Here is a 12,717-nt window from a genome sequence, read left to right as displayed (position 1 = left end):
GATGCTGAGATGAACGCGATCCGACATTTTTTCAAGAGCTTCCTGCTCTGGGAGCTGCTGCTCGGCCTGCGCCTGACCGGGCGTTACCTGTTCGCGCGCAAGTTCACGGTGCAGTACCCGGAGGAAAAGACGCCGATGTCGCCGCGCTTCCGCGGGCTGCACGCACTGCGCCGGTATCCGAACGGCGAGGAGCGCTGCATCGCCTGCAAGCTCTGCGAGGCCGTGTGTCCGGCGCTGGCGATCACCATCGAGTCCGAACCGCGCGCCGATGGCACGCGGCGCACGACGCGCTACGACATCGACCTGTTCAAATGCATCTTCTGCGGCTTCTGCGAGGAAGCCTGCCCGGTGGACTCGATCGTCGAGACGCACCTGTTCGAATACCATTTCGAGAATCGCGGCGAGCAGATCATGACCAAGGACAAGCTGCTGGCGATCGGGGATCGCTACGAGAAGGAGATCGCGGCCGCGCGAGCCGCCGACGCGAGCTACCGGTGACCCAGGGATTCCACGATGACCTTTGAATTGTTCCTCTTCTACGTGTTCGGGGCGATCCTGCTCGGCTCCGCGCTGGCGCTGATCAGCGTGCGCAACCCGGTGCACGCCGCGCTGTTTCTGGTGCTGTGCTTCTTCACCGCGGCCGCGATCTGGCTGCTGGCCGAGGCCGAGTTCCTGGCGATCGTGCTGGTGCTGGTCTACGTCGGCGCGGTGATGGTGCTGTTCCTGTTCGTGGTGATGATGCTGGACATCAACCTCGCGCGGTTGCGCGAGGGCTTCACCGAGTACCTGCCGGCAGGCCTGGTCGTGGCCGCGGCGATGGCGACCGTGCTGACGCTGGTCATCACCCGGTTCGTGACCATGGACCCGCCCGAGCGCGCCGGACCGGAATACGCGAACACGCTGGAACTCGGCCGGATTCTTTATACCGAGTACGTCTACCCGTTCGAGATCGCGGCGGCGATCCTGCTGGTTGCGATCATCGCGGCGATCGCGCTCACGATGCGCCGGCGCCCGGACACGAAATACCTCGATCCGGCAGAGCAGGTCCGCGTGCGCCGTGCGGACCGGGTGCGCCTGGTCTCGATGCGCTCCGAGCCCAAGGCTGCGGGCACGAAGGACGACGGGAGCGAACAGGGCAAGAATAACGAGGGCGCCTAGCAGTTGTGACGCCCGGCGGCCGATTCGGCCGCCGTACTGGATACAGGATTCGGGCGACCGGAACCCCGACTGGGAACTCAGGGCCAACACATGATTACGTTGTCGCACTACCTGGTGCTCGCCGCGCTGCTGTTTTCGATCAGCGTGGCCGGCATCTTCCTGAACCGCAAGAACGTGATCGTTCTGCTGATGTGCATCGAACTGATGCTGCTCGCGGTGAACATCAACTTCATCGCGTTCGCGTTCTTCCTGCAGGATCTCGCGGGCCAGGTCTTCGTGTTCTTCATCCTGACCGTCGCGGCGGCCGAGGCGGCGATCGGCCTGGCGATCCTCGTGCTGCTGTTCCGCAATCGGCGCACCATCAACGTCCAGGATCTGGACGCAATGAAGGGGTAGGCGGCCATGGATACGGTTTATCTGATCATCGTACTGGCGCCGCTGCTCGGCGCCATCGTCGCCGGCTTGTTCGGCCGGCAGATCGGCCGCGTCGGCGCGCACAGCGTGACGATTCTCGGCGTCGCGATCTCGTTCCTGCTGTCGGCGGTGGTGTTCTACGCGCACGTGTTCGGCGGCACCCCGGTCTACAACGAGACCGTCTACACCTGGATGGTCAGCGACGGCCTGCATTTCGAGGTCGGCTTCCTGGTCGACAACCTGACCGCGATGATGATGCTGGTCGTCACCTTCGTGTCGCTGATGGTGCATATCTACACCATCGGCTACATGGCCGACGACCCCGGCTACCAGCGCTTCTTCGCCTACATCTCGCTGTTCACCTTCTCGATGCTGATGCTGGTGATGGCGAACAACTTCCTGCAGCTGTTCTTCGGCTGGGAAGCGGTGGGCCTGGTGTCCTACCTGCTGATCGGTTTCTGGTACAAGCGCCCGACCGCGATCTACGCGAACCTGAAAGCGTTCATCGTGAACCGGGTCGGCGACTTCGGCTTCCTGATCGGGATCGCGGCGCTGGTGTTCTACGCCGGCAGCCTGAACTACACCGAGGTGTTCGCCGAGGCCGAGGGCATGCGCGACGCGACGATCACGCTGTGGCCGGGGATGACTTTCGGCCTGCTCGACGTCGCGCTGATCTTCCTGTTCATCGGCGCGATGGGCAAGTCGGCGCAGGTGCCGCTGCACGTCTGGCTGCCGGACTCGATGGAAGGTCCGACCCCGATCTCGGCGCTGATCCATGCCGCGACGATGGTCACCGCCGGCATCTTCATGGTGGCGCGCATGTCGCCGCTGTACGAGTTCTCGGTGCCGGCGCTGTCGTTCATCCTGGTGATCGGCGCGATCACCGCGTTCTTCATGGGCCTGATCGGGCTGGTGCAGAACGACATCAAGCGCGTAGTCGCGTACTCCACACTGTCGCAGCTCGGCTATATGACCGTCGCGCTTGGCGCGTCGGCCTACGCGGCCGGCCTGTTCCACCTGATGACCCACGCGTTCTTCAAGGCGCTGCTGTTCCTGGCCGCGGGTTCGGTGATCATCGCGATGCACCACCTGCAGGACATGCGCGCGATGGGCGGGCTGCGCCGGCACATGCCGATCACCTACGTGACCGCGCTGATCGGCTCGCTGGCATTGATCGGGTTCCCGTTCTTCTCCGGCTTCTTCTCCAAGGACGCGATCATCGAGGCGGTCGGGTATTCGCAGATCCCCGGGGCGACCTTCGCCTACTGGCTGGTACTGCTCGGCGTGTTCGTGACCGCGCTGTACACCTTCCGCATGTTCTTCCTGGTGTTCCACGGCAAGGAGCGCTACGACCAGGCGCATCGGTACCTGCCCGATCACGGCGACGACCACGACGACCATCACCACGACCATGGCCCGCTGAAGCCGAAGGAGTCGCCGTGGGTGGTCACCGTGCCGCTGATCCTGCTGGCGATTCCGTCGGTGGTCGCCGGGTATTTCATCGGGCCGATGCTGTTCGGCGACTTCTTCGCCGACAGCCTGTTCGTGTTGGAAGAACACGACGTGCTCGGAATCAAGGGCGAAAGCTACACCGGCGTGCTGGCCTTCGTGCTGCACGGCCTGATGCTGCCGGCGTTCTGGCTCGCGATGGCCGGTCTGATCACGGCCTGGTACCTCTACCTGAAACGCCCGGATCTGCCCGGGGTGATCGCCGATCGGCTGCGGCTGGCGGTTCGAATCCTGGAAGAAAAGTATTATGCCGATCGCTTCAACGACCGCGTGTTCGCCGGCGGTGCCCGCCGTCTGGGTCACTGGCTCTGGCGCTACGGCGACGCGCTGGTGATCGACGGGGTGCTGGTGAACGGTACCGCACGCTCGGTCGGCTGGATCGCCGCGCGTGTTCGCGCGGTGCAGACCGGCTTCCTCTACCACTATGCGTTCGTGATGATCATCGGCCTGCTGGTCCTGATCTTCGCGTTCGTGATCTGAATGACGACCGCCATGTTCACAGCCCCGAATTCTCACGGCGCCGGCGCGATGTCCAGGCGCGCCGCGGCTCCATCAAGGAACGACCATGATTGCTGACTGGCCCATCCTGAGTCTGCTGATCTGGCTGCCGATCCTGGGCGGCTTCCTGACGCTGGTCGCGGGCCGCGACGCCCCCGCGGTCGCGCTGCGCATCGGCTTCTCCGTGGCGCTGGCGACCTTCGCCGCGAGCCTGCTGCTCTGGTTCGGCTTCGAGCGCGGCACCGCGGAGATGCAGTTCCAGGAGTTCACGTCCTGGATCCCGGCGTTCAACGTGCACTACCACCTGGGCGTCGACGGCATCTCGATGCCGCTGATCCTGCTGACCACATTGACCACGGTGCTGGTCGTGATCGCGGCCTGGGAGTCGGTGAAGGACCGTGTCGCGTATTACCTCGCGGCGTTCCTGATCATGCAGGGGCTGATGATCGGCATGTTCTCGGCGCTGGACGCGGTGCTGTTCTACGTGTTCTTCGAGGCGATGCTGATCCCGATGTTCCTGGTGATCGGCATCTGGGGCGGGCCGAGGCGCGTTTACGCGACGATCAAATTCTTCCTGTACACCTTCCTCGGTTCGGTGTTCATGTTGATCGCGCTGATCTACATGTATTTCCAGGCCGGCGGCAGCTTCGCGATCCTCGATTTCCACCACCTGCCGCTGCCGATGACGGCGCAGATCCTGATCTTCCTCGCGTTCTTCGCCGCGTTCGCGGTGAAGATCCCGATGTTCCCGGTGCATACCTGGCTGCCGGATGCCCACGTCGAGGCGCCGACCGGGGGCTCGGTGATCCTGGCGGCGATCATGTTGAAGATCGGCGGCTACGGCTTCCTGCGCTTCAGCCTGCCGATCACGCCCGACGCGTCCGCGGTGTTGGACGTACTGATCATCACGCTGTCGCTGATCGCGATCGTCTACATCGGACTGGTCGCGCTGGTGCAGAGCGACATGAAGAAGCTGATCGCGTACTCGTCGATCGCGCACATGGGCTTCGCGACGCTGGGCTTCTTCATCGCGTTCATGATCTTCCGCAACACCGGCGACTGGACCGGCGCGTCGCTGGGGATCGCTGGCGGCATGGTGCAGATGATTTCGCACGGCTTCATCTCCGCCGCGATGTTCCTCGCGGTCGGCGTGCTCTACGACCGCCTGCACAGTCGCAACATCGGCGATTACGGCGGCGTCGTGAACACCATGCCTTGGTTCGCGAGTTTCTTCGTGCTGTTCGCGATGGCCAATACCGGGCTGCCGGGCACCTCGGGATTCGTCGGCGAGTTCATGGTGATCCTGGCGGCGTTCCGCGCCGACTTCTGGCTGGCGTTCCTGGCCGCGACCACGCTGGTCCTGGCGGCCGCCTACACGCTCTGGCTGGTGAAGCGCGTCGTGTTCGGCGAGATCGCGAACGACAACGTCGCGAAGCTCAAGGATCTGACCCCGCGCGAATTCCTGGTCATGGGCGTGCTGGCGTTCTTCGTGCTGCTGCTCGGGATCTGGCCCGCGCCGCTGCTCGACGTGATGAATGCGACCATCGACCAGCTCGTGATCCATATCGGGCAGTCGAAGCTGCCGGCACTCTGACACGGGACCTGAGATGAATTTCGAGATTCCTGCCTTCCTGCCCGCCGTGCCCGAGATGTTCGTGGTCGGCATGGCCTGCCTGATCCTGGTGCTGGACGCCTTCCTGCCGGACTCCCGGCGTGACATCACCTACGGCCTGGTGCAGGCGACGCTGGTCGGCGCAGCGGTGCTGACGTTCTGGCTGGCCGGTCCCGAGACCCAGCTGACCTTCAACGGCACCTTCGTCGCCGATCCGATGAGCGACGTGCTGAAGCTCGCGATGTACGTCGTCACCTTCTTCGTGTTCCTGTACGCGCGTCCCTACCTGATCGAGCGCGACATCTACAAGGGCGAGTTCTACGTGCTCGGGCTGTTCGCGGTGCTGGGCATGATGGTGATGATCTCGGCGCACAACTTCCTGACGCTCTACCTCGGCCTCGAACTGCTCGCGCTCGCGTCGTATGCACTGGTCGCGTTCTGGCGCGATTCGTCCCGCGCGTCCGAGGCCGCGATGAAGTACTTCGTGCTCGGGGCATTGGCGTCCGGGCTGCTGCTGTACGGGCTGTCGATGATCTACGGCATGACCGGCAGCCTCGACATCGCCGCGGTCGCGGCCGCGCTGCATACCGCCGATGCGGGAATGAACGTGCCGCTGGTGTTCGGCCTGGTGTTCGTGGTCGTGGCCGTCGCGTTCAAGCTCGGCGCGGTGCCGTTCCACATGTGGGTGCCGGATGTCTACGACGGCGCGCCGACCGCGGTCACGCTGTTCATCGCGACCGCGCCGAAGATCGCCGGCTTCGCGCTGCTGATGCGCCTGCTGGTCGAGGGACTCGGACCGCTGCACGGCGACTGGGGCGACATGCTGATCGTGCTCGCGGTGTTGTCACTCGCGGTCGGCAACGTGATCGCGATCGCCCAGACCAGCCTGAAGCGGATGTTCGCCTACTCGACGATCGCGCATGTCGGCTTCCTGTTCATGGGCATCCTCGCCGGCACCGAGAGTGGTTATGCCTCGGCGATGTTCTACATCATCGTCTATGCGCTCACCGCGGCCGGCGGCTTCGGGATGATCATCCTGCTCTCCGGGCGCGGCTACGAGGCCGACCGGCTCGACGATTTCAAGGGCCTGGCGAAGCGCAACCCCTGGTTCGCGTTCATGATGCTGCTGCTGCTGTTCTCGATGGCCGGGGTGCCGCCGACCGTCGGCTTCTTCGCCAAGCTTGCGGTGATTCAGGCGGCGATCGGCGCCGGCTATGTCTGGCTCGGCGTCTACGCGGTGATCTTCTCGATCATCGGCGCGTTCTACTACCTGCGCGTGGTGAAGCTGATGTTCTTCGACGATCCGGTGGAGGAGCGCGCGCCGGTGAACCGCGGCGGCGTGTTCGCGACCGCGATCAGCGTGAACGGCCTGGCGGTGCTGCTGCTCGGCGTGTTCCCCGGCCTGCTGTTGGGGCTTACGCATTACGCTGTCGCCGGCAGCCTGCTGTAGGCCATGTGCCCGCTATGCGTCGCGGCATCACGGCAGGCTGTGGCATCGGGTGCTGCTCGATGCCTCCGCGGCCAGGCGTGCGGCGTCGTGGCCGAAGGGGTATTCGGCGCTTGCGGGGTAGGACGGGCTTTGGTATAGTCCCGTTTCTCGGATGCGGGGTGGAGCAGTCTGGCAGCTCGTCGGGCTCATAACCCGAAGGTCGCAGGTTCAAATCCTGCCCCCGCTACCAAGTTGAATGTCATCGAACCCGCGTCCTGCTCCGGCGCGGGTTTTTTTATGCGGCCAAGGCAGGTGTGGGAGCGCCCGTTGACGTGGGTCCGGGGTGGCCCGTCCGGCGATTCCGGCAGGCTCGCGCTTTACGGGCGACCGCTGGCTGCGGTAGCATATGCGTCCCTCGTGGAACGACCCTGGTCGGTTGCGCGGACCCTTGGCAGCAGGATGGCCCGAAAGGCGGTCCCGGCCCGGGGCTGGTGCCGAGGCGGCAGTCAGGCGTCGACTGGGTCTTCAGCGGTTCGCTCGCGAGGACGCCCGAAGGCCCCTGTTGGGGCCTTTATTGTTGGATTGCGTCTCGGTGGATCGGCCGGGATCGGATGATGAGCACGGGTCTGGCGGACGCGGATGCGACCGTTGGCCGTATCGGGGCGGAGGACGCCCCTTTTTTGTTTCCGGACGGGGCTGTCCGCAGCTTCGCGAAGCAGGTGAATTTCGTTGGACAAGGCACAGGAACTCTGGGACACGCTTGCTCCCTCGGTGCAGGCGCTGGGATTCGAACTCTGGGGTGTGGAATACCAGTCGGGTTCGACCCCGGTGCTGTTGCGCCTGTACATCGACCACCCTGACGGGATCACGGTGGACGATTGCGGCACGGTCAGCGAGCAGGTGGCTGCGGTTCTGGATGTCGAGGAGCCGATCCGCGGTGACTACACGTTGGAGGTGTCGAGCCCCGGTATCGAACGCCCGCTGTTCACGCCCGGGCAGTATCGCCAGTACCTCGGGAGCGATGTGAAAGTGCGGCTGGCCTGGCCGGAACATGGCCGGCGCAACTATCGCGGTCGGCTGCTGTCGGCGTCCGACAGCGGGATCGAGGTGGAGGTGGACGGCGTCGCGTATGCGCTGCCGCTCGGCGCGATCGCCCGGGCCCGCCTGCTGCCGCCGATCGAGCCAAGTCGTTGATCAATCATCGCGGGCAGCCGCCGATGTTGTGGAGAGCAAGAGCATGAACAAGGAGATCCTGCTGGTCGTCGACGCCGTCTCGAACGAGAAGGGCGTGGACAAGAGCGTTATCTTCGAGGCGCTGGAATCGGCGCTGGCGATGGCTACGCGCAAGCGCCACGGCGGCAAGATGGATGTGCGGGTGAAGATCGACCGGGCCACCGGCGACTACGAAGCCTTTCGGCGCTGGACCGTGATCGACGACGACGATCCGGAATTCGAATCGCCCGATCACCAGATCCTGCTGTCTTACGCGTACCAGAAGTATCCGGAGATCGAGGTCGGCGAGGTGATCGAGGAACCGGTCGAGGCGGTCGATTTCGGGCGTATCGCAGCGCAGACCGCGAAGCAGGTGATCGTGCAGAAGGTGCGCGAGGCCGAGCGCGCGAAGGTGCTCGAGGAGTACGAGTCCCGGGTCGGCACGCTGGTGATGGGGATCGTCAAGCGCACCGACCGCAATGGCGTATACCTGGACCTCGGCAACAACGCCGAAGCGCTGGTGCCCCGGGAGCACATGATTCCGCGCGAGTCGGTGCGCAACAACGACCGGTTGCGCGGCTATCTGCGTGAGATCCGGCCGGAGGCGCGCGGCCCGCAGCTGTTCGTCAGCCGCACGGTGCCGGAATTCCTGATCGAGTTGTTCAAGCTGGAAGTGCCCGAGGTTGGGCAGGGCATCATCGAGATCATGGGCGCGGCGCGCGATCCCGGCGCACGCGCGAAGATCGCGGTGCGCTCGAACGACCCGCGCCTCGACCCGGTCGGTGCCTGTGTCGGGATGCGCGGCTCGCGGGTGCAGTCGGTTTCGAACGAGCTGGCCGGCGAGCGGATCGACATCATCGTCTGGAACGAGAATCCGGCGCAGTTCGTGATCAACGCGATGTCCCCGGCCGAAGTGCTGTCGATCGTGGTCGACGAAGAGAAGCAGAGCATGGACATCGCAGTGGCCGAGGACAAGCTGTCGCTGGCGATCGGTCGCGGTGGCCAGAACGTGCGGCTCGCGTCGCAGCTCACCGGCTGGGAGCTGAACGTGATGACCGAGGCGCAGGCGGCCGAGAAGAGCGACGCTGAGGCACAGCAATTGCAGGGTCAGTTCATGGAGGCGCTGGACGTCGACGAGGAGGTCGCGGGGATCCTGGTGCAGGAAGGCTTCACCACGCTGGACGAAGTGGCCTATGTCGACGAGCAGGAATTGCTGGCGATCGAGGAATTCGATGCCGAGATCGTCGAGGAGCTGCGGGCCCGGGCGCGCGATGCGTTGTTGACCCGCGCGATCGCGGCCGAGGAACAGCTCGAGGGCGCGCAACCGGCCCCGGATCTGGTGAACATGGAAGGCATGACGCAGGCGCTGGCCAACAAGCTGGCCGCGCATGGGATCTGCTCCATGGAAGACCTGGCCGAGCAGGCGGTCGACGACGTGGTGGAAGCGACCGACATCGACGCCGAACAGGCGGCCGAGTTGATTATGGCGGCGCGCGCGCCGTGGTTTGCCGAAGGCGCGTGAACGGGCCGCGCTGATTGCAGTGAAGGCGTAGGGCCCGAGCCGATAGAATTGGACAGGAGGTAGGCGCAATGTCGCAGATGACAGTACAGCAATTCGCGGAATCGGTGGGAACACCGGTGGACCGCCTCATTGGCCAGCTCAAGGAAGCGGGCGTGGAGGTCGATGGTCCTGCGGCGATGGTGACTGATGCGCAGAAACTGCGCCTGCTCGAACACCTGCGCGAGACCCATGGCGGCGAGCGCGGTGCAGCCGGACGCATGACCCTGAAGCGCCGGGCGACGACGCAGACGCTGAAAGTGAACGCGGGCCAGGGGCGGACGAAGACCGTGAATGTCGAGGTGCGCAAGCGCCGGCAAATCCTGCGGCGCGAGCCCGAACCCGAGGTGGCAGCGCCCGAACCAGAAGCGGCGCTCGCCGAGGCCGTGGCGGAAACGAAACCAGAGGTGGCACCGGTCACCGAAACGCCGGTGCCAGAGGCCCCGCCGGTCGAGGCGCCCGAGCCCCGGGCCGAACCGGTGGCCGAGGCGCGCGAAGAGCCGGCGGAACCGGTTGCCGAGGTCCCGGTGGAAGCCCCCGCGGTTCCCGAGGAACCCGAGCCAGCTCCCGAGCCGGAGCCGGCTCCCGAACCTGAGCCCGAGCCCGAACCCGAGCCGCCGGCGGTCGAGGCCGAGGCGCCTGACGAGCGCAAGACGAAGCAGGCCGGTGCCGAACGGCCGCTGAGCCGTACCGAGCAGCTGGCGCGGCAGGTCGAGGCCGAGCGCGACGCGATGCGGCGCGCGGTCGAGCAGCGCCAGCAGGAACAGGAAGAGCGCAAGGTTCGCCAGGAGCGCCGGCAGCGTGAAGAGGCCGAGGCGGCCGCGCGGGCAAAGGCCGAGGAACAACGCCGGCAGCAGAAGGAAGAGGCCCAGCGCCTGCTCGCCGAGAAGGAGGCCAAGGCCCGCCAGGAAGCGGCGGGCAAGGCCGAGCCGGCACGGAAGAAGGGGCGCCGTGGTGGGCGTGACGAAGGCGGTCGCAAGGAGCTGCATGTGGCCGGCGATCGGCGTGGCCGTCGCGAGAAGGGCCGCAGCCGCGTCGCGCAGACCGCCGCTGCCGCCGCGGTGGCCAGCAAGCATGGCTTTGCGCGGCCGACGGCGCCCGTGGTGCGCGAGGTCGAGATTCCGGAAACCATCACCGTCGGCGAGTTGGCCCAGGCGATGGCGATCAAGGCGCCGCAGTTGATCAAGACCCTGATGCAGATGGGCGTGATGGCCACCATCAACCAAAGCATCGACCAGGACACCGCGGTGCTGGTGGTCGAGGAAATGGGACACAAGGCGATCCTGGCGGTGGCCCGCAGCATCGAGGACGAGATCAGTCTGGACGTCCAGCAGACCGGGGAAGCCAAGCCGCGTCCGCCGGTCGTGACCGTGATGGGCCACGTCGATCATGGCAAGACCTCGCTGCTGGACCATATCCGCAAGGCCAAGGTCGCGTCGGGCGAGGCCGGGGGGATTACCCAGCACATCGGCGCCTATCATGTCGAAACGCCCAAGGGCGGGATCACTTTCCTGGACACCCCGGGCCACGCGGCATTCACCGCGATGCGTGCACGCGGCGCGAAGGCGACCGACATCGTGATCCTGGTGGTCGCGGCCGACGACGGCGTGATGCCGCAAACGATCGAGGCGGTCGAACATGCGAAGGCGGGCGGTGTGCCGCTGGTCGTTGCGGTGAACAAGATCGACAAGCCGGATGCGGACCCGGACCGCGTGATGAACGAACTCTCCCAGCATGGGGTGATCCCCGAATCCTGGGGCGGAGAGACCCAGTTCGTGCCGGTGTCCGCGCTGACCGGGCAGGGGATCGACGAGTTGCTCGATGCCGTGGGCCTGCAGGCGGAAGTGATGGAATTGCAGGTGCCCGACGAGGGGCCGGCGCGCGGCGTGGTGATCGAGTCGCGCCTGGACAAGGGCCGCGGCCCGGTGGCTACCGTGCTGGTGCAGGCCGGATGTCTGGAGCATGGCGACATCCTGCTCAGCGGTCAGGAATACGGCCGTGTCCGCGCGATGTTCGACGACACTGGCACCGCGGTGAAGAAGGTGGGGCCGTCGATGCCGGTCGAGATCCTCGGCCTGTCCGGGGTGCCGAACGCCGGCGACGAAGTGCTGGTGGTCGCGGACGAGAAGACCGCGCGCGAGGTGGCCGCGCATCGCGAGACCCGGCAGCGCGAGCACAAGCTGGCGGCGCAGCAGGCGTCGAAGCTGGAGAATATCTTCAACCAGATGAAGGAGGGCCAGGTCGCAACGGTCAACATCCTGTTGAAGACCGACGTGCAGGGTTCCGCCGAGGCGTTGCGCGACGCGCTGATCAAGCTTTCGACCGACGAGGTGCGGGTCAAGGTGGTGTCGACCGGCGTGGGCGGGATCTCCGAGTCCGATATCAACCTCGCAATGGCGAGTCAGGCGATCATCATCGCGTTCAACGTTCGTGCCGATGCCGGCGCGCGACGGCTCGCGGCCGAGAACGAGATCGACATCCGCTACTACTCGGTGATCTATGAGGCGATCGAGGACGTGAAGCAGGCGCTGTCCGGCCTGCTGGCGCCGGAGATGCGCGAGGAGATCGTCGGGTTGGCCCAGGTGCGCGACGTGTTCAAGGCCTCCGGCTTCGGTGCCGTTGCCGGCTGCCTGGTGGTCGAAGGCACGGTCAAGCGCGGCAACCCGATCCGCGTGCTGCGCGACAATGTCGTGATCTTCGAGGGCGAACTCGAGAGCCTGCGGCGGTTCAAGGACGACGTAAACGAAGTGAAGACCGGGACCGAGTGCGGGATCGCGGTGAAGAACTACAACGACGTGCGTCCGGGTGACCAGATCGAGGTGTACCAGCGCGTCGAAGTGGCGCGGTCGCTGTAATGACGGCGCACCGCGACTATCACCGCAGCGAGCGGGTCGGCGACCAGATGCAGCGCGAACTGGCCGAGCTGATCCGGCTCGAGGTCAAGGATCCGCGGGTCGGGATGATCACCCTGTCGGGGGTCGAGGTCAGCCGCGATCTTGCGCATGCCAAGGTCTTCTTCACCCAGTTGGGCGGCGAAGCCAAGGGGCTCGAGGCGCAACAGGGCCTGAACCATGCCGCCGGCTATCTGCGTCACGCGCTGGGAACGCGCCTGCGTCTGCGCAGCGTTCCGACGCTGCGCTTCATTTACGACGATACCCCCGAGCGCGGCGCGCGCATTTCGGCGCTGATCGACTCGGCGATCGCCGAGGACATCGCCCGGCATCCGCAGGATGCGCCATCGGATGAGTCCGTCGATCCCGCCGATCCCGGGTCCGACCGCTGACCCGCGCTGACGTCCAAGCCCACGCTGTTAGCGGGCCGGGCACT

The 12,717-nt window shown here is 65.7% G+C and carries 10 protein-coding genes and 1 tRNA gene; all 11 read left to right on the top strand.

Annotated elements, in window-relative coordinates:
* Positions 1–9: 9 nt before the first annotated feature.
* The 11 genes from nuoI (at position 10) to rbfA (ending at position 12,673) form a co-directional block, all read left to right on the top strand.
* On the top strand, positions 10–498 hold the full coding sequence (nuoI, locus tag THITH_RS12535; RefSeq protein ID WP_006748482.1) for an NADH-quinone oxidoreductase subunit NuoI: 489 nt from the start codon (positions 10–12) through the stop codon (positions 496–498).
* A gap of 15 nt (positions 499–513) precedes the next feature.
* On the top strand, positions 514–1,158 hold the full coding sequence (locus THITH_RS12530) for an NADH-quinone oxidoreductase subunit J (RefSeq protein ID WP_006748481.1): 645 nt from the start codon (positions 514–516) through the stop codon (positions 1,156–1,158).
* 90 nt (positions 1,159–1,248) lie between these two features.
* The gene (gene nuoK / locus THITH_RS12525; RefSeq protein ID WP_006748480.1) at positions 1,249–1,554 is read left to right on the top strand and encodes an NADH-quinone oxidoreductase subunit NuoK; all 306 of its coding nucleotides are present in this window, start codon (positions 1,249–1,251) and stop codon (positions 1,552–1,554) included.
* Between the two features lie 6 nt (positions 1,555–1,560).
* A complete protein-coding gene (gene nuoL / locus THITH_RS12520; protein WP_006748479.1) occupies positions 1,561–3,561 on the top strand; it encodes an NADH-quinone oxidoreductase subunit L in 2,001 nt (666 codons plus the stop codon).
* Positions 3,562–3,646: 85 nt separating this feature from the next.
* Positions 3,647–5,173, top strand: a complete 1,527-nt coding sequence (locus THITH_RS12515; protein ID WP_006748478.1) for an NADH-quinone oxidoreductase subunit M — start codon at positions 3,647–3,649, stop codon at positions 5,171–5,173.
* A gap of 13 nt (positions 5,174–5,186) precedes the next feature.
* Entirely contained in the window at positions 5,187–6,641 is a 1,455-nt protein-coding gene (gene nuoN, locus THITH_RS12510; RefSeq protein WP_006748477.1) for an NADH-quinone oxidoreductase subunit NuoN, read from the top strand.
* A gap of 152 nt (positions 6,642–6,793) precedes the next feature.
* Positions 6,794–6,870 (top strand) — tRNA-Met (locus tag THITH_RS12505).
* A 479-nt stretch (positions 6,871–7,349) separates the two neighbouring features.
* The gene (gene rimP / locus THITH_RS12500; RefSeq protein ID WP_006748476.1) at positions 7,350–7,814 is read left to right on the top strand and encodes a ribosome maturation factor RimP; all 465 of its coding nucleotides are present in this window, start codon (positions 7,350–7,352) and stop codon (positions 7,812–7,814) included.
* A 43-nt stretch (positions 7,815–7,857) separates the two neighbouring features.
* Positions 7,858–9,354, top strand: a complete 1,497-nt coding sequence (gene nusA / locus THITH_RS12495) for a transcription termination factor NusA (RefSeq protein ID WP_006748475.1) — start codon at positions 7,858–7,860, stop codon at positions 9,352–9,354.
* A 68-nt stretch (positions 9,355–9,422) separates the two neighbouring features.
* Positions 9,423–12,245 carry a translation initiation factor IF-2 gene (gene infB, locus THITH_RS12490; RefSeq protein WP_006748474.1) on the top strand — a complete coding sequence of 941 codons (2,823 nt, stop codon included), beginning with the start codon at positions 9,423–9,425 and terminating at the stop codon, positions 12,243–12,245.
* Positions 12,245–12,673 (top strand): 30S ribosome-binding factor RbfA, encoded by a 429-nt coding sequence (gene rbfA / locus THITH_RS12485; protein WP_006748473.1) that lies wholly within the window; start codon positions 12,245–12,247, stop codon positions 12,671–12,673. The genes infB and rbfA overlap by 1 nt, the downstream gene beginning before the upstream one ends.
* Positions 12,674–12,717 lie beyond the last annotated feature (44 nt).

This window comes from Thioalkalivibrio paradoxus ARh 1, from assembly GCF_000227685.2.
Taxonomy (GTDB): domain Bacteria; phylum Pseudomonadota; class Gammaproteobacteria; order Ectothiorhodospirales; family Ectothiorhodospiraceae; genus Thioalkalivibrio; species Thioalkalivibrio paradoxus.
The sequence above is the reverse complement of the archived record's forward strand: the minus strand, read 5'-3'. Positions and strand labels throughout refer to the sequence as shown.

Bases quoted from the DNA above. Each gene is read 5' to 3' on its own strand.
- rbfA (WP_006748473.1), top strand. From the start codon at position 12,245: ATGACGGCGCACCGCGACTATCACCGCAGCGAGCGGGTCGGCGACCAG.
- nuoK (WP_006748480.1), top strand. From the start codon at position 1,249: ATGATTACGTTGTCGCACTACCTGGTGCTCGCCGCGCTGCTGTTTTCG.
- nuoN (WP_006748477.1), top strand. From the start codon at position 5,187: ATGAATTTCGAGATTCCTGCCTTCCTGCCCGCCGTGCCCGAGATGTTC.
- infB (WP_006748474.1), top strand. From the start codon at position 9,423: ATGTCGCAGATGACAGTACAGCAATTCGCGGAATCGGTGGGAACACCG.
- THITH_RS12515 (WP_006748478.1), top strand. From the start codon at position 3,647: ATGATTGCTGACTGGCCCATCCTGAGTCTGCTGATCTGGCTGCCGATC.
- nuoL (WP_006748479.1), top strand. From the start codon at position 1,561: ATGGATACGGTTTATCTGATCATCGTACTGGCGCCGCTGCTCGGCGCC.
- THITH_RS12530 (WP_006748481.1), top strand. From the start codon at position 514: ATGACCTTTGAATTGTTCCTCTTCTACGTGTTCGGGGCGATCCTGCTC.
- nuoI (WP_006748482.1), top strand. From the start codon at position 10: ATGAACGCGATCCGACATTTTTTCAAGAGCTTCCTGCTCTGGGAGCTG.
- nusA (WP_006748475.1), top strand. From the start codon at position 7,858: ATGAACAAGGAGATCCTGCTGGTCGTCGACGCCGTCTCGAACGAGAAG.